Source organism: Novosphingopyxis sp. YJ-S2-01, assembly GCF_016093175.1.
In the GTDB taxonomy this organism is placed as follows: Bacteria; Pseudomonadota; Alphaproteobacteria; order Sphingomonadales; family Sphingomonadaceae; genus Novosphingopyxis; species Novosphingopyxis iocasae.
On the sequence record NZ_JAEDAI010000001.1, the window covers coordinates 2,870,866 to 2,886,351 of the forward strand.

The window sequence follows — 15,486 nt, forward strand, 5'->3', positions numbered from 1 at the left end:
CACTCGGTTGGGCTGAAATCTTCCATATCGCGCCCTGTGGCACGGCCCCGGCGTCGATAGCGTGGCGAATTGGCATCACCGCGCCTGTCGATCCCATTTTCGGCAATTCTCTATGCTTGTTTGCGCCCCACCCCCTGTCTATAGGCCCGGCGAAGAGGAACACCGGTGGTAGCTACCCCGGCCATTCGGGGGTCTGCTTCCGCGCGTCGGAGAGTCGAGATGGATCAAGCCTTTGATCGCGGTGAAGAAAATGGTGCGGCGCAGCCGCCGGCCATGGACGATGGCGAAAACGCCTATATCCCGTCGGACAGCGAAGAGTTCATGAACGAGCGCCAACTGCGCTATTTCGAAGAGCTTCTGCTGGACTGGAAACGCTCGATCCTGAACGAGGCGAGCGGCACACTCAACAATCTGCAGGAGGGCCCGATCCGCGAGGCGGACCAGAACGATCGCGCCTCCAGCGAGACCGACTGGGGCATCGAACTGCGCACCCGCGATCGCCAGCGCAAGCTGATCGGCAAGATCGACGCCGCGCTGCGCCGCATCAAGGACGGCGAATATGGCTATTGCGAAGTGACGGGCGATCCCATCTCGCTCGGCCGCCTGCGCGCCCGTCCCATCGCCACGATGACGGTGGAAGCGCAGGAGCGCCACGAACGCCGCGAAAAGATTTCTCGCGACGACTGAGCAAAGGTCGTGCCCTTGAGGACGTCTGCCGCAAAAATGTTGACGCCGGCGCGCGCGCGTTAACGCTTTGCTGAGGTTCACCGCGCTAATATCGCGTTCGTGAATTTACGACTGAGGCGAGCGAAGCGACGATGACCAAGCCGTTCCTGCCACCATATGAAAGCGAGACCGAGGGCCAGCTTCCGCGCGACAAGGATCGCGACAGCCTGTTTCTTCAGGCTGACGTGCGGATTCCCGGCAAGTGCAATGCCACCCGCGTGCGCATCCGCAATCTATCCGCCGGCGGCCTGATGGCCGAAGCACCGGTAGACGTGGAACGCGGTGATGTGGTGCATGTCGATCTGCGCAATGTGGGGGATGTTAGCGGCAAGGTTGCCTGGACGGCGGAGGGCCGATTCGGCGTCGCCTTCGACCATCCGATCGACCCAAAGCAGGTGCGCAAACCCGTAGGGTCCGCCGACACCCGCCCCAATTTCATCCGGAAGCTGGACATTATGGGCCGTCCGATCGGCCCTAAATCCTACTGACGAGCAAGCGGGCGCGGCTGCCCGCTCAGGTCTCAAGCCAATAGATATCGACCGGCACTTTCAGCTCTCCAAATAGCCGGCCGACCGGCACACTGGAAGACGCACCATCGGCGATCGCCTTTTCCAGCAATGCCTTTTCGTCGTCCCCTTCGATCGTGAAAAGCACGGTGCGCGATTCGCGGATCGCGGGGACCGTCAGCGTCACACGGTCCACCGCCGCATCCTCCGGCATCGGATCGGGGCGCACGCCCACGGCACGCCGCTCGCTCGGCCCGGCAACCGCCTCATCCATGTCCGGCCCCGGATAGATCGAGGCCGTGCTTCCGTTCGCCCCGACGCTGAGCCAGACGAGATCCGGCGGCCAATGCAGATCTTTCAGACGCGCATCCGCCGCACTGCCGGCCAGCTTGTAATCCTCCGCCTCACTGGTGATCGGCAGCACCCGCGCGCCCAGCGGCAGGAAAGTGCGCGCGATATTCGCGATGTTGGACCGCGGATCGTCCACCGGCACCAGCCGGTCGTCCGTCGGCACGATCGTCACATTCTTCCAGCGGATGTCGCGTTCGGCGAGTTTCTCGAACAGCGGCACCAGTGCGGCATGGCCCGGAAACGCGACCAGGGCCTGGCCGCGCGCCTCCAGCGCGCTTTCGATGATGAAGCCGATGTCACCGGCGACGGCATCGGCCAGTTCGTCCTTATCCTCGAACTCCCACCATTCGACTTCGGTCATCGCGATATCGCTTTCCTGTATTTCCATCGCACCGACATAGGCGCGCCGGGCGCTGCGATCAAACGGCGCGTTCGCCTTGCGCTCAATCGTCGAAGCTGAAGTCCGGCAGCGAGTTAAAGGCGTTCTTCAACGCATCGCCCCAGCCGGTCGAAACCTGCGCGAAATAAGGATCGTGCGGACCGAAGCGCTTCTTGTGGAGCACGCTTTTGCTCTGCGGGTCCACCACCATGAGATCGATTGGCGGATCGACGCCGGCATTGGCACGAATGGTCGAGTCGAACGAGACGAGAAGCAGCTTCACCGCCTCTTCAAAACTCATCTTGGGATCATAGGCGCGCACCAGGATCGGGCGGCCATATTTGGTTTCACCGGACTGGAAGAAGGGATTGTCCTGCCCCGCCTCGATGAAATTGCCTTCGGGATAGATGTAGAAAAGCGTGGGATCGCCATCGCCCACCTGCCCGCCGACAATCAGCGTGCCGTTGAAGGTGCCTGGCTTGCCGCCCGTTTCTTTCACCTGCTTGCGGATCACCTCGCGCAGGGTATCGCCGATGATGGTCGCGACCTGAAACATGGACGGCGCGCCCATGATCGTGGGCGTGCGATCGGCCGGAGCCTTCGAACGCTCATCGATCAGGCTGATGACGGCCTGCGTCGTGGCAAGATTGCCCGCGCTTAGCACCACGATCACCCGGTCACCGGGCACTTCCCAGCAGGTCAGTTTCTTCACGGTGGAAATATCGTCCACGCCCGCATTGGTACGGGTGTCGGACATGAAAACGAGGCCCCGGTCGAGTTTGAGGCCCACGCAATAGGTCATAAATTTCAAATCCCTAGGAAGGGCCGGACGTCGAACCCTGGCTTTGCTGTTGCTGCTGACCCTGCGTCTGAACCCTCAGGTCGACGTGTAGCTCTTCCTGCGCGGAGCCATAGCGCATCCCCGATATCGGAGCGGCCCCGCGATAGTCCAGCCCTGTTGCAACGCGGACATAGCGTTCATCCGGCGAGATGACATTGGAGATATCGAAACCGATCCAGCCGACGCCGTCCACATAGGCTTCCGCCCAAGCATGCGTGGCGTCTTGATCGATCACGTCATCGATCTTGAGATAGCCGGACACATAGCGTGCCGGATAGCCGAGTTCGCGCGCGGCGGCGATGAAGACATGCGCATGGTCCTGACACACCCCCTGCTTGTTCCGGATCGCATCCTCGGCGGATGTTTCGACATCGGATGTGCCGACCTGATAATCGACCCGGTCGCGGATCAGCGCAGACAGCGCATGCAGCCGGGAAATATCGGCATCGTCCGATTTCAGGTCTGCCAGAATGCCGCGAACGCCCTCGCCCACCTGGGTCAGCGATGTCTGGCGGCGGAACAGCCAGAGCGGCGCGTAACCACCATGACCGCCGATGATGCCATCGGTTTGCGGTGTCTCCACCTCGCCGCGACAAATGATCGAAAGTTCGGTCGCCCCCGGTTCGATCCGAATGAGGTCGACCGCGTTGTTGTGCTCGTCGTCAAAGGTCAGTTCCTTGGTGCCTCCGGACACCTCGATCGACCAATCGATGATACGCTGGCCGGCGCGGGCCTTCGGCGTGAGGCGGACCTGTTGCAGGCCGTAAGGGACACCGGCGTCATAGCCATAGGTGGTCCGGTGAAAGATGGTGAGACGCATAGGGGTCAATCCAGAAAACGATAATCTTGTTCGATCGCGGCGGCGACGCCGGCATTCTCATCCAGGAAGTTGCCGAGAAACTCGTGCAATCCTTCTTCAAAGACCGATTGAATCGTGCTGTTGTTCAGCTTTGCCGCGATCGTGCGGGCACGGATGCAGCTATCCATTTCCTCGCCATGCTCACCCGCGATGAAATCGGAACATTTGGCAATGGTGTCGTAACAAAAGGCGAGGCTACGGGGCAGTTGCCGGTTGAAGATCAGGAAATCCGTGATCGATCGAGCGCTCATGTCGCTGCCGACTGCCCAGCGATAGGCGCTGTGCGCAGAGCAGGAGCGCAGGATTGTCTCCCACTGAACATTGTCCATGCTGGAGCCCACGCCGATGCTGGACGGCAGCAACACGAAATATTTCACGTCGATAATGCGCGCGGTGCTGTCTGCCCGCTCGATGAAGGTACCGAGCCTGGCAAAGTGAAAGCCTTCATTGCGAAGCTGCGTCCCTAAGATCGCGCCGCGGACCAGCGCGCTGTAGCGGCGGATCATGTCGATCATGTCGGGCAGATCGCGATCGGCCACCGGCTCGGCCAGCGCGCGCTTCATCTCCATCCAGCATTCGTTGACCGATTCCCACACCTCGCGGGTCAGCGCGGTGCGCACCAGCCGGGCGTTGTCGCGCGCGGCCTTGACGACATTGAGCACGCTGGACGGATTGTCGCGGTCTCGCAGCAACCAGTCGATCACGTCGGACTGGTGGAATTCCTCGAACTTCGCGGCAAAAGCATCGCGGCTGGCAGCGGTAGTGAGAATGGAGGCCCACTCATCATTGGCGGAGGAATTGCGCGTCATCGCAATGCGCAGACCTGCTTCCAACAGCCGCGCATAGTTTTCGCTGCGCTCCATATATCGGGCCATCCAGTAGAGGCCCCCTGCGGTCTTTCCTAGCATCGCTTATTCCTCCAGCACCCAAGTGTCCTTGGTGCCGCCTCCCTGACTGGAATTGACCACCAACGATCCCTCGGTCATCGCCACGCGGGTCAGTCCGCCGGGCGTGATGTCGATGCCTGCCGGCGATACCAGCGCAAAGGGACGCAAATCGACATGGCGCGGGGCAAGTCCGCTGTCGGCGAAAATCGGAACTGTGGAGAGCGCCAGCGTGGGCTGTGCGATATAGCCGTTTGGCTTCGCCTCCAGCTTCTTCCGAAATTCCTCTACCTCATCCTTGGTGGCGGCGGGGCCGACCAGCATGCCGTAGCCGCCCGATCCGTGCACTTCCTTCACGACGAGTTCTGCAAGGTTATCGAGCACATATTGCAGGCTTTCCGGATCGGAACAGCGCCATGTCTCGACGTTCTTCAGGATTGGTGCCTCGCCCGTATAGAAGCGCACGATATCCGGCATATAACTGTAGATCGCCTTGTCGTCGGCGATACCGGTGCCCGGCGCATTGGCGATCGTGATGCCGCCCGACCGATAGACATCGAGGATGCCCGGCACGCCCAGAAGCGATTCCGGATTGAAGTTCAGCGGATCAAGGAAATCGTCGTCGATCCGGCGATAAAGGACGTCCACCGGCTCATATCCGCGCGTCGTGCGCATGGCGATCTTGCCGTTCGTAACCCGCAGATCATGGCCTTCGACCAGTTCCACGCCCATCTGATCGGCCAGAAAGCTGTGTTCGAAATAGGCGCTGTTGTGAATGCCGGGCGTCAACACCGCGACGGTCGGCTTGCCCTCGCAACGCGGCGGCGCGCAGGCTGCCAGCGATCGACGCAGCGCCTGTGGGTAGTCGGAGACGCGCTGAACCGGAATTTTCGCGAACAGCTCCGGAAACATCTGAAGCATGGATTCGCGGTTTTCCAGCATATAGCTGACGCCCGAGGGCGTTCGCGCATTGTCTTCAAGCACGAAGAAGTCGTCATCTCCGGTCCGTACGATGTCCGTGCCGACGATGTGCGTATAGATATCGCCCGGCGGCGAAACGCCGATCATCTTGGCGAGATAGGCCTCATTATTGGCAACCAATTGCCACGGCACCTTGCCGGCGCGCAGGATTTCCTGACGGTGATAGATGTCATGGAGGAAAGCGTTGAGGGCACGCACGCGCTGTTCGATCCCGCGTGAGAGCTTGCGCCATTCGCGGGCGGACAGAATGCGGGGAATGATATCAAATGGGATCAGCCGCTCTTCGGCTTCCTCGCGTCCGTAAACATTAAAGGTGATGCCCGTTCGCCGGAAGAAATTCTCGGCCTGTTCGGATTTCCGCAAAAGACGCTCTGCATCTTCGGAATCGAACCAGCGGCGATAGTCGCCATAGGGCTCACGCGTGGCGTCGCCATCTCCCAGCATTTCGTCGAACAGTGGCTTTCCCCTTTTTTGGGAGGCATTCGTTTCGCCTCCGTCTTGAAACTATACGCGCGAAGCGGCCTGTCAGTTCCGCCCCCGCGCTTGCCTTGCCGCTTGGGCCGTGGGAAAGCGCGCGGCATGAGCGACAAATTCGAACGGCACAAACAACCCTGGACGGCGGACGAACTGCAGACGCTGCACCGGCTGGCGGGCAAGGGCATGGGGCTGAAGGCGATTGCCAAGGCCATGAGCCGCAGCGAGGAATCGACCAAGGCGCGCGCCAAGCAGGACAAGATCAAAATCGCCAAGAAGCGCTGACGGGCGTGGAGTGTTTCGATGCCATTGTGCTGGGCGCGGGCGCGGCGGGACTGATGGCCGCCGCCGTGGCGGGCCAGCGGGGCAAGCGCGTGCTACTGATCGACCATGCAGACCGGCCGGGCAAAAAAATCCTGATTTCCGGCGGCGGCCGCTGCAATTTCACCAATTTGGGGACCGCGCCCGATCGCTATCTTTCGGCCAATCGCCACTTCGCCAAGTCCGCCCTCGCCCGTTACACCGCGCGCGATTTTTTGGATTTGGTCGAGGCCTATGGCATCGCCTGGCACGAGAAGACCTTGGGTCAGCTGTTCTGCGACGGATCGGCCAAGCAGATCGTCGACATGCTGCTGGAGGAATGCGCGAAAGGCGGCGTGGAACTGGCCCTGGGCGAGGGGCCGCAGGACGTTTCCCATGCCGACGGCGCCTTCTCGCTGCGGGTCGGTGACCGCAAATTGAGCGCACCCGCGCTGGTGATCGCCACCGGTGGACCATCGATTCCGAAAATGGGCGCGACCGGCTTTGCCTATGACCTCGCCCGCCGCTTCGGTCTCAAGATCGTGGAGCCGCGCCCGGCCCTGGTTCCGCTGACGCTGGGCGGAGAGGATGTGCTGTTCCGCGCGCTCTCCGGTGTCGCCGCGCCGGTAGAGGCACGCGCGAACAAAGCGGCGTTCAGGGAGGCGGCGCTGTTTACGCATCGCGGCCTGTCCGGCCCCGCGATCTTGCAGGTATCCAGCTACTGGCGGCCGGGCGATGCAGTCACGATCGATTTGCTGCCGGACCATTCACCGGACTGGCTGATCACGGCCAAGCGCGAAACGCCCCGCGCGACCGTCAAAGGCGTGCTTGGCGGCGCACTTCCCGCCCGGCTCGCCGAAACGCTAGCCGAACGGCTCGATCTGCCTGGAGAGCTGGCCAATCTGCCCGACCGCAAGTTGGAATCCGCCGCGCGGCAGCTGGCCGCCTGGACTTTCGTTCCCAATGGCAGCGAAGGCTTCGCCAAGGCGGAAGTGACCGCGGGGGGCATCGCCACCACGGGGCTTTCCTCCCAAACAATGGAGGCGAAATCGGTGCGCGGCCTTTATGCGATCGGCGAGGCCGTGGATGTGACCGGCTGGCTCGGCGGCTATAATTTCCAATGGGCCTGGGCCAGCGGCTGGGCGGCAGGTGTCGCGATCGGGGAGCGGTAAGGCCTAATTCAAAACCTTAAGTCCTGAGCCTGTCGAAGCACCGTCTGCGAAATCAAATCCGTAAGTCCTGAGCCCGTCGAAGGACGTCCATCACACAAGCGCCGCGCATAAACGAGATGCGCCCTTCGACAAGCTCAGGGCTACGGACCTTGGGGCTACCGGAATGCGCCGCAGACTTCCCCCGCCCGCCCCACTTTGCTAACCGCGCGGTCATGCTGAATCTCAACGCCATAACGGTCCGTCTCGGTGGGCGGCTGATCCTCGACGGTGCCAAAGCCGCGCTGCCTCCCGGATCGCGCGTCGGGCTCGTCGGACGTAACGGCGCGGGGAAAACCACGCTCGTTCGTGTTGTGGCCGGATCGCTGGAGCCGGACAGCGGCGGCGCGGAAATGCCTAAAGGCACGCGCCTCGGCTATATCGCGCAGGAAGCGCCAGGCGGGCAGACCACACCGTTCGAGGAAGTGCTGGCCGCGGATATCGAACGTGCCGCACTGATGGCGGAGAGCGAGGGCGAGCTCGACGCCGAACGCCTGGCCGAAGTCCATGAGCGGTTGATCGCCATCGATGCACATTCCGCGCCCTCGCGCGCCGCGCGCATTCTGGCCGGTCTAGGCTTCGACGAAGACGCGCAGCACCGCCCGCTCGACAGCTTTTCGGGCGGTTGGCGCATGCGCGTCGCGCTCGCCGCGCTTCTGTTTTCCGCGCCCGATGTACTGCTGCTCGACGAACCGTCCAACCATCTCGATCTGGAAGCGGTGCTATGGCTGGAGGACTTCCTCCTCTCCTATCCGGGTACGATCCTGCTGGTCAGCCATGAGCGCGACTTCCTGAACAATGTCGTCGACCATATCTTGCATCTGGAGCGCGGCGGCCTGACGCTGTACCCTGGCGGCTATGACGCGTTCGAGCGGCAGCGGGCCGAGCGGCAGGCGCAGCTGGCGTCGGCCAAGGCCAAGCAGGAAGCGCAGGCCGACCGGCTGAAGGACTATATCGCCCGCAACAGCGCGCGCGCTTCCACCGCCAAGCAGGCGCAGTCGCGCGCCAAGGCGCTGGCGCGGATGCAGCCGATTGCCGAGTTGGTCGACGATCCCTCGCTCAGCTTCGACTTCCCCGATCCGGGCGAACTCCGGCCACCGCTGATCACGCTCGATCAGGCCGCGGTCGGTTATAATGGCGAGCCGGTGTTGCAGCGATTGAACCTGCGGATGGATCCGGACGATCGCATCGCCCTGCTGGGCCGCAACGGCAACGGCAAGACCACGCTCGCCCGGCTGCTCGCTGCGCAGCTCGCCCCGCTGGATGGCGAGATGAACGCCAGCGGCAAGATGCGCGTCGGCTATTTCACGCAATATCAGGTGGAGGAGCTGGACCGCGACGAAACGCCGCTCACCCATATGACGCGGCTGATGAAGGGCGAGACGCCGTCCAAGGTGCGCGCGCAGCTCGGCCGCTTCGGCTTCGGTCCGGATAAGGCGACGACGCTGGTCGGGAAGTTGTCGGGCGGTGAGCGCGCACGGCTGGCGCTGGCGCTGATCACCCGCGACGCACCGCACCTCCTGATCCTCGACGAGCCGACCAACCATCTCGACGTCGATGCGCGCGAGGCGCTGATCCAGGCGCTTACCGCCTTTTCAGGCGCGGTGCTGATCGTCAGCCATGATCGGCACATGCTGGAGATGACCGCCGACCGGCTGGTGCTGGTCGATGACGGCACCGCGCGGGAATATGACGGCTCGATCGACGATTACATCGCCTTCGTGCTGGCCAAGGAGCCGGCCTCCGAGGGCAAGAAATCGTCCGAGCCCAAGCTCAGTAAGAAGGAAGCGCGCCAGGCCGCCGCACAACTGCGCGAGCAGAACAAGGGCCTGCGCGATGCGGCGAAGAAGGCGGAAGCGCAGCTCGCCAAGCTCACCGCCGAGCGCAGCGCGATCGACCGCGCCATGTTCGATCCTGCGAGCGCGGAGGGTAAGCTGGCAGACCTTACCATGACCGAACTGATGAAACTTCGGGCCGGCGTGGAGGAAAGGATTGAGGAGGCCGAAACCGTCTGGCTGGAGGCTAGCGAGAAGCTGGAGACCATCCTCGCCTGATCCGCATCTCATTGTCTTAAAGGAATTTTAGGTCTGCAAAGGCTAAGCCGTGCCAGTGGGATTCGCTCAGGCAGGGAGTCCATCATGATAACGGTCAGCACCGATCCGAGCCGCAAACTCGTCAAGGCGAGCATGCTCGGCTTCCTTTCGCTGTCCGATGTCGCCAGCTTCGCAGAGGACGAACGCCGATGTCGCCAGCTTCGCAGAGGACGAACGCGCCGCCGTGGAATCCATGGGTCTCAGGTCGGGCGAATTTTATCTATTGATCGACACACCGGAAGCGAAGATCCAGCCCCAGGAGGTCGTCGCGGCTCTTCAGCATCTGGTCCTGACCGCCACCTATAAGGCCAAGCGGATTGCGGTGGCCCGGCAAGGCTCGCTTACCAAGTTGCAGACCCGGCGCATCCTCAGCGTTCGCGGCCATGCCGCCGTCTTCGAGACGCTGGAGGAGGCGGAGCTGTGGCTGTTCAGCGAGTTCGAGAACGATGAAGGCTTGGTCTCACGCGCCGAGGCCCGCCGCGCCTGAACCACCTCCGTGCCCGGCCGCTTCAGTTCCAGTAAAGGCCGATCGATTTACCTGTTCATCTGATCGGGCGGCGTGCCTATGTCCGGGCTACGCCGCCTACAAGCGATTAGACGAACAGGAACTTCCATGCGCCTTGCTACCTCCGCCGCCCTTCTTCTCATGACCAGCGTCAGCGGCGCTGCTCTCGCGCAGGATGCGCCCGTCGCGGCCGCGACGGCGGCACCGGCCAGCTTCGCCGAAGATGTGTGGACTTATGCCGAGCCGGAGACGGCGCGCGTTTCGCACGTCGATCTCGATCTCGTCACCGATTTCGATAACAAGCGCCTGTACGGCACGGCAGTTCTTGATGTGGTGGCTGAGCCCGGCGCCAAAAGCGTGGTGCTGGACGACAACGGCCTTCAAATCCAATCGATCACCGATATGGACGGCAACGCCCTGCCCTACACCGTGGGCAAATCGGACGATCAGCTCGGCAGCCCGCTGACGGTTGAGCTGGACGGAAACGACAAGATCAAGATCACCTACGCCAGCGCACCGGGTGCGGACGCGCTGCAATGGTTGCCGAGGGAGGCGACCGCAGGAGGCCAGAAGCCCTATCTTTTCAGCCAAGGCCAGCCGATCAACAACCGCAGCTGGATCCCGACACAGGACAGCCCCGGCATCCGCCAGACCTGGGACGCGCGGATTACCGTACCCAAGGGCTTGGTCGCGGTGATGAGCGGCGACAAGCTGACCCCGGACGGCGTGCCCACCGCCGATGGCCGCGTGAGCTACCGGTTCAAAATGGACAATCCGGTGCCGCCCTATCTGATCGCGCTCGCGGTCGGTAATTTGGCGTTTCAGCAGCTCGGCCCCAACAGCGGCGTCTATAGCGAGCCCGAACTGATCGACGCCGCAGCCAGCGAGTTTCAGGACGTGGAGAAGATGATTTCCGCGGCGGAAGACCTCTACGGCCCCTATCGCTGGGGCCGGTACGACATGCTCGTCCTGCCGCCGAGCTTTCCCTATGGCGGGATGGAGAACCCGACGCTCACCTTCCTCACCCCCACCATCATTACCGGAGACCGCTCCAACACCGATGTCGTCGCGCATGAGCTGGCGCATAGCTGGTCGGGCAATCTCGTCACCAACGCCACCTGGTCGGACAGCTGGCTGAACGAAGGCTTCACCACCTATTTCGAAAACCGCATCATGGAAGCAGTGTACGGGCCGGAACGCGCCGCCATGTACGCCGATCTCGATTATGCGCAGATGCTCAAGGACATCGAGAATGCCGGCGGTATGGATGCACCCTCCACGCGCCTTCACGGCGAGCCGGGGGCTACGGCGGGTCAGCTCGACTACTTTAAGGGATCGACCTTCCTACGCACGATCGAGAAAGCGGTCGGGCGCGAGCGGTTCGACGAATATCTGCGCGGCTATTTTGACCGCCATGCCTTCCGGCCGCAGACGACCGCGGGCTTCTTGAGCGATCTGCGCGCGAACCTGATCAAGGGCGATACGCAGCTGGAAAACCAGCTCCAACTCGACCAGTGGGCCTATCAGCCGGGCCTGCCCGACAATGCCGTACATGTCCGCTCCAGCACGCTGGCCGAGGTTGACCGGGAACTCGCGGCGTTCAACGCCGGGGGCCCCGCTTCGGCGGTCGACACCGACGGCTGGAGCACGCAGCAATGGCTGCGCTTCCTGCGCGGCGTGCCGAAGCAGCAGACGGCAGCGCGGCTGAAGGAGATGGATAAAGGGCTGAACCTTTCGAACAGCACCAACCCCTATGTCCGTTCGGCGTGGTATGAGATTGCGATCCCGAACCGCTACGAACCCGCGGTGCCTTCGCTGAAGAATTATCTGAACAGCGTCGGGCGCATGCTGCTGATCCGGCCGCTCTATCAGGCGCTGGAAGCCCAGGGCGACTGGGGCCACGCCATTGCCGTCGATGCCTTTGCGCAAGCGAAGCCTGGCTATCACCCGATGGCGCAGGCGATGAGCGAGCAAATCCTGGCCGGTCCCTCACAATAAGCGAAGTATTCGAAAAAAGCGCAGGGCTGGAGCATCGGCGGGTATCGCCGGTGCTCCGAGCGCCTTTGTTCATGTAACCGGTATCTTAGCTGAATATTTCTTCACGGTTCAGCGGGAGGTCAGACGGGCCGGTCCAGAAGAAAAACAGGAGGGCGCTACAGGAGTTGCCCATTGCGGCGGAGCGGTCCGCTGCTGCGTCAGAGGAGAAACCCGATGCGCACCCTGTATTTTGGCGCCTTGATGGCCGCCACCATACTCACCCCCGCTGCGGCCGATGCCGCCCAGGCCAACATCCACGCGATCGACCGTTCCGGCATCGCCTCCACCGAAATTTCAGCCTCAGCGGTTGCGCAGCGGGAACGCGGAGAACGTCGCGGCGAGGCTCGGCAGGAGCGCCGCAGCGAACGCCGGGCAGACCGGCGTGCCGAGCGTCGGCAGGAGGCGCGCCGGGATCGCCGCCAGGATGCCCGCCAGTTTGAGCGGCGCGCCGAGCGACGCCGCGAAGCGCGTCGCGATCGACGGCAGGATGCTCGCCAGGACCAGCGCCGGGCAGAACGCCGCGCGGAGCGGCGCAGGGATTATCGCCGCGAACAGCGGCGCGAGGCCTATCGCGATTATCGCCAGGACAGGCGGGAAGCCTATCGTGACTATCGGCGCGATCGACGCGCGGACTATCGGCGAGACCGGTATAACAATGCCCGTTTCGCCTATAACGGACGCCAGTATAATCGCTGGAACAACAATTGGCGGAACGATCGCCGTTACGACTGGCGCCGCTATCGCCGTGCCAATCGCGGCCTGTTCACCTCGCGCTATTACGCGCCCTACCGGAACTATGGCTATCGCCGCCTCTCGGTCGGGGGGATCCTGGGATCGTTGTTCTACTCGAACCGCTACCGGATCAACGATCCCTACCGCTATCGCCTCCCCCCGGTGTACGGCCCCTATCGCTGGGTCCGCTATTTCGGCGATGCGGTACTCGTCGATGTCCGGAACGGCCGCACGGTCGACGTGATCTACGATTTCTTCTATTGAGATCGGCATCACCAGGAAGCCCGGTCCGCCAAGCGCGGCCGGGTTTTTTGCCTCTCAAGACGTCGCTGTGCGCTTCCACCGGATTGCCGGAGCCGCTAGACGCATCCCACATCACTTGACGGAATTTTCATGACCCTGTTCCTCGCCATGCTTCTGCAATCTGCGGCTCCTGTCTCCGTGCTGACCGATATGCAGCAGCGCGATATCGATTGCGTCGCAACCTTCGGGCTGATCGCTTTTCAGCAATCGCAGGATGCGCAAGGCGCGGATCGGCTGCGCGCTATGGCGGAGCCGGGCAAGGTTTATGCGGGTCTCGTCGGCTCGCGCGTCATGGAGGAAAGCGGCTTGCCGCGTGAAATCATTGCCGCGGCGATTGCGGAATCCGCGCGCTCGCAGGCCAATGCCGCTATCGCGGAGGGCGATGTCATGCGCTTCCTCACCACCCGCTACGAACGCTGCGAGCCACTGCTCGATGCCGAGATCGCAGCGGGCGCGGACGAACCGCTGCCAGAGCCGCAGCGCTGATCCGATGAGCCTGCGCCCCTTCCACCTCGCCTTTCCGGTCCATGATCTTGCCGCCGCGCGCGCCTTTTACGGAGAATTGATGGGCTGCCCCGAGGGGCGGAGTAGCGAGCAATGGGTCGATTTCGATTTCTACGGACATCAGATCGTCGCGCATCTGGGCGGCGAACAGCGAGTGGCCCACCACAATCCGGTGGACGGTCATGATGTGCCGGTGCCGCATTTCGGCCTGGTGCTGACCATGCCCGATTGGCAGGCGCTGGCAGAGCGCTTCCGAGCAGCCGGCACCGCCTTCATCATCGAGCCTACCATCCGCTTCAAGGGGCAGCCCGGCGAACAAGCTACGATGTTCCTGACCGATCCCAGCGGCAACGCGCTGGAGTTCAAGGCGTTCGCCGACGATAGTGCACTGTTCGCAAGCTGAACCGTTACGAAAGCGAAACCGGAAGCGCTTTCATTCATTCTCCCAGCATGGACCGCACCGCCATTTCCGGTGCTCGATGCATGGAGATTGAAGAATGAACCCGACCACCAAGAAAGCGATAATCGGCGGCGGCGCGGCCCTTGCGGCCGGCGCGATCGGCTATGGTCTCTACGCCCGCTCAGAAAAGCAGACCGAGAGCCCTGCATACCGCCCGGTGCGCACCGAGGGTGATTTCGAGCTGCGCCGCTATGCCCCCTATCTGGTGGCCGAAACGGTGGTGACGGGAACGCGCAAGCAGGCCGAGAAGGAAGGCTTCAAGATCCTGTCCGACTATTATTTCGCCAAGTCCCGCGACGGCGAAAAGCTGGACATGACGGTACCTGTCACCGCCTCGATCGAAGGCGATGCCGAACATGATTTCGACGATGAGGGCGGCCGTTGGGCCGTGCGCTTCGTCATCCCGCGCGGCAAGACCAAGGCCAGCCTGCCTGCCCCGCCGCTTTCCATCGCACTGCGCGAAATGCCTGAGAGGCTCGTCGCCACCGCGCTGGTCAGCGGCGCGCCGAGCGATGCCAAATGGCAGGAGACGATCCAACGGCTGGATGCGTGGGTCACCGAACGGCGCTGGAACGGTGTCGGCAATCATGAGCTTGCCAGCTATAACAGCCCGATGATCGTGCCGCCGATCCGCCGCGACGAGGTTTTCCGTACGATCGAAGAACCGCTCGGCTGATCGCATTGAACGGATCAAATGAAGGGGCGCGCGAACCGGGTTCGCGCGCCCTTTTCAATGCACGATATATTTGACCGCGATAAAGCCCAGCACCGCCAGCACGCCCAGCAGCGTGGTCGCGAGGGCAAAATGCTTGTCGATCCACAGCTTCATCGGCGGGCCGAAGAAGCGCAGCAGGCCCGCGACTAGAAAGAATCGTGCTGCACGCGAAATGAGTGCAGCAATCAACAGTATGTGTAATGGCATCGCGGTCGCACCGGCTGCGATGGTTATTACTTTAAAAGGCAATGGAGTGAAGCCAGCCCCCATAACCCAAATCCAACCTTGAGAGTTGAATTTGACACTGAAATCTGAGAATTCTTTGGACATTCCATAAAATTCCAAGATCGGCTGGCCGATCTTGTCGAACAGGAAAAAGCCGATCGCATAGCCCAGCAGCGAACCGAGCACCGATGCGATGGTGCAGACCAGCGCATACCACCAGCTGCGCTGCGGCTTGGCAAGGCACATCGGTGCCAGCAGCACGTCCGGCGGGATGGGGAAGAAGCTCGATTCGGCAAAGGAAATAGCGGCCAACCAGCGCGGCGCGGTGCGATGCCCGGCCTTATCCAGCGTCCATTCGTAGAGGCGTCTGAGCAACTCGCTCTCCTAAAAATACGAGCCGCAC

17 protein-coding genes are annotated in these 15,486 nt (G+C 62.5%); 11 read left to right on the forward strand and 6 right to left on the reverse strand.

The window, feature by feature from the left end; genetic code table 11:
- The first annotated feature begins 273 nt into the window (after positions 1 to 273).
- Together dksA and I6A82_RS14060 are read left to right on the forward strand one after the other, a co-directional pair.
- Positions 274 to 687: an RNA polymerase-binding protein DksA gene (gene dksA / locus I6A82_RS14055; protein WP_198095650.1), complete on the forward strand. Its 414-nt coding sequence runs from the start codon at positions 274 to 276 to the stop codon at positions 685 to 687.
- 131 nt (positions 688 to 818) lie between these two features.
- Entirely contained in the window at positions 819 to 1,214 is a 396-nt protein-coding gene (locus tag I6A82_RS14060) for a PilZ domain-containing protein (RefSeq protein ID WP_198095368.1), read from the forward strand.
- 25 nt (positions 1,215 to 1,239) lie between these two features.
- Here the strand turns inward: I6A82_RS14060 and I6A82_RS14065 are convergent, their stop codons facing one another.
- The 5 genes from I6A82_RS14065 to I6A82_RS14085 all read right to left on the reverse strand — a co-directional run bounded on the left by I6A82_RS14065 (position 1,240) and on the right by I6A82_RS14085 (position 5,971).
- On the reverse strand, positions 1,240 to 1,944 hold the full coding sequence (locus I6A82_RS14065; RefSeq protein ID WP_198095651.1) for a 6-phosphogluconolactonase: 705 nt from the start codon (positions 1,942 to 1,944) through the stop codon (positions 1,240 to 1,242).
- 82 nt (positions 1,945 to 2,026) lie between these two features.
- On the reverse strand, positions 2,027 to 2,764 hold the full coding sequence (locus I6A82_RS14070; protein WP_187334400.1) for a peptidase: 738 nt from the start codon (positions 2,762 to 2,764) through the stop codon (positions 2,027 to 2,029).
- A 13-nt stretch (positions 2,765 to 2,777) separates the two neighbouring features.
- Entirely contained in the window at positions 2,778 to 3,623 is an 846-nt protein-coding gene (locus I6A82_RS14075; RefSeq protein WP_198095369.1) for a transglutaminase family protein, read from the reverse strand.
- Positions 3,624 to 3,628: 5 nt separating this feature from the next.
- On the reverse strand, positions 3,629 to 4,570 hold the full coding sequence (locus I6A82_RS14080; RefSeq protein WP_187334402.1) for an alpha-E domain-containing protein: 942 nt from the start codon (positions 4,568 to 4,570) through the stop codon (positions 3,629 to 3,631).
- 3 nt (positions 4,571 to 4,573) lie between these two features.
- Positions 4,574 to 5,971, reverse strand: coding sequence for a circularly permuted type 2 ATP-grasp protein (locus tag I6A82_RS14085; protein ID WP_198095370.1), 1,398 nt, complete (start codon positions 5,969 to 5,971; stop codon positions 4,574 to 4,576).
- Between the two features lie 135 nt (positions 5,972 to 6,106).
- Here I6A82_RS14085 and I6A82_RS14090 point away from each other — a divergent pair, with 135 nt between their 5' ends.
- The 9 genes from I6A82_RS14090 to I6A82_RS14130 all read left to right on the forward strand — a co-directional run bounded on the left by I6A82_RS14090 (position 6,107) and on the right by I6A82_RS14130 (position 14,819).
- On the forward strand, positions 6,107 to 6,286 hold the full coding sequence (locus I6A82_RS14090; protein WP_187337055.1) for a hypothetical protein: 180 nt from the start codon (positions 6,107 to 6,109) through the stop codon (positions 6,284 to 6,286).
- On the forward strand, positions 6,283 to 7,473 hold the full coding sequence (locus I6A82_RS14095) for an NAD(P)/FAD-dependent oxidoreductase (RefSeq protein ID WP_198095652.1): 1,191 nt from the start codon (positions 6,283 to 6,285) through the stop codon (positions 7,471 to 7,473). The genes I6A82_RS14090 and I6A82_RS14095 overlap by 4 nt, the downstream gene beginning before the upstream one ends.
- Before the next feature lie 212 nt (positions 7,474 to 7,685).
- Entirely contained in the window at positions 7,686 to 9,563 is a 1,878-nt protein-coding gene (locus I6A82_RS14100; protein WP_198095371.1) for an ABC-F family ATP-binding cassette domain-containing protein, read from the forward strand.
- A gap of 157 nt (positions 9,564 to 9,720) precedes the next feature.
- Complete coding sequence (locus I6A82_RS14105) at positions 9,721 to 10,089, forward strand: hypothetical protein (RefSeq protein ID WP_198095372.1); 369 nt, start codon at positions 9,721 to 9,723, stop codon at positions 10,087 to 10,089.
- 126 nt (positions 10,090 to 10,215) lie between these two features.
- Positions 10,216 to 12,105, forward strand: a complete 1,890-nt coding sequence (locus I6A82_RS14110; RefSeq protein WP_198095373.1) for a M1 family metallopeptidase — start codon at positions 10,216 to 10,218, stop codon at positions 12,103 to 12,105.
- Positions 12,106 to 12,318: 213 nt separating this feature from the next.
- Entirely contained in the window at positions 12,319 to 13,140 is an 822-nt protein-coding gene (locus I6A82_RS14115; protein ID WP_198095374.1) for an RcnB family protein, read from the forward strand.
- Positions 13,141 to 13,269: 129 nt separating this feature from the next.
- Positions 13,270 to 13,665 (forward strand): hypothetical protein, encoded by a 396-nt coding sequence (locus I6A82_RS14120; protein ID WP_198095375.1) that lies wholly within the window; start codon positions 13,270 to 13,272, stop codon positions 13,663 to 13,665.
- A 4-nt stretch (positions 13,666 to 13,669) separates the two neighbouring features.
- Positions 13,670 to 14,086 carry a VOC family protein gene (locus I6A82_RS14125; protein WP_198095376.1) on the forward strand — a complete coding sequence of 139 codons (417 nt, stop codon included), beginning with the start codon at positions 13,670 to 13,672 and terminating at the stop codon, positions 14,084 to 14,086.
- Positions 14,087 to 14,180: 94 nt separating this feature from the next.
- On the forward strand, positions 14,181 to 14,819 hold the full coding sequence (locus I6A82_RS14130) for an SOUL family heme-binding protein (protein WP_198095377.1): 639 nt from the start codon (positions 14,181 to 14,183) through the stop codon (positions 14,817 to 14,819).
- A 54-nt stretch (positions 14,820 to 14,873) separates the two neighbouring features.
- Here the strand turns inward: I6A82_RS14130 and I6A82_RS14135 are convergent, their stop codons facing one another.
- Positions 14,874 to 15,458, reverse strand: coding sequence for a YqaA family protein (locus tag I6A82_RS14135; RefSeq protein WP_198095378.1), 585 nt, complete (start codon positions 15,456 to 15,458; stop codon positions 14,874 to 14,876).
- Between the last annotated feature and the right edge of the window lie 28 nt (positions 15,459 to 15,486).

Bases quoted from the DNA above. Each gene is read 5' to 3' on its own strand.
- dksA (WP_198095650.1), top strand. From the start codon at position 274: ATGGACGATGGCGAAAACGCCTATATCCCGTCGGACAGCGAAGAGTTC.
- I6A82_RS14060 (WP_198095368.1), top strand. From the start codon at position 819: ATGACCAAGCCGTTCCTGCCACCATATGAAAGCGAGACCGAGGGCCAG.
- I6A82_RS14065 (WP_198095651.1), bottom strand. From the start codon at position 1,944: ATGACCGAAGTCGAATGGTGGGAGTTCGAGGATAAGGACGAACTGGCC.
- I6A82_RS14070 (WP_187334400.1), bottom strand. From the start codon at position 2,764: ATGACCTATTGCGTGGGCCTCAAACTCGACCGGGGCCTCGTTTTCATG.
- I6A82_RS14075 (WP_198095369.1), bottom strand. From the start codon at position 3,623: ATGCGTCTCACCATCTTTCACCGGACCACCTATGGCTATGACGCCGGT.
- I6A82_RS14080 (WP_187334402.1), bottom strand. From the start codon at position 4,570: ATGCTAGGAAAGACCGCAGGGGGCCTCTACTGGATGGCCCGATATATG.
- I6A82_RS14085 (WP_198095370.1), bottom strand. From the start codon at position 5,971: ATGCTGGGAGATGGCGACGCCACGCGTGAGCCCTATGGCGACTATCGC.
- I6A82_RS14090 (WP_187337055.1), top strand. From the start codon at position 6,107: ATGAGCGACAAATTCGAACGGCACAAACAACCCTGGACGGCGGACGAA.
- I6A82_RS14100 (WP_198095371.1), top strand. From the start codon at position 7,686: ATGCTGAATCTCAACGCCATAACGGTCCGTCTCGGTGGGCGGCTGATC.
- I6A82_RS14105 (WP_198095372.1), top strand. From the start codon at position 9,721: ATGTCGCCAGCTTCGCAGAGGACGAACGCCGATGTCGCCAGCTTCGCA.
- I6A82_RS14110 (WP_198095373.1), top strand. From the start codon at position 10,216: ATGCGCCTTGCTACCTCCGCCGCCCTTCTTCTCATGACCAGCGTCAGC.
- I6A82_RS14115 (WP_198095374.1), top strand. From the start codon at position 12,319: ATGCGCACCCTGTATTTTGGCGCCTTGATGGCCGCCACCATACTCACC.
- I6A82_RS14120 (WP_198095375.1), top strand. From the start codon at position 13,270: ATGACCCTGTTCCTCGCCATGCTTCTGCAATCTGCGGCTCCTGTCTCC.
- I6A82_RS14125 (WP_198095376.1), top strand. From the start codon at position 13,670: ATGAGCCTGCGCCCCTTCCACCTCGCCTTTCCGGTCCATGATCTTGCC.
- I6A82_RS14130 (WP_198095377.1), top strand. From the start codon at position 14,181: ATGAACCCGACCACCAAGAAAGCGATAATCGGCGGCGGCGCGGCCCTT.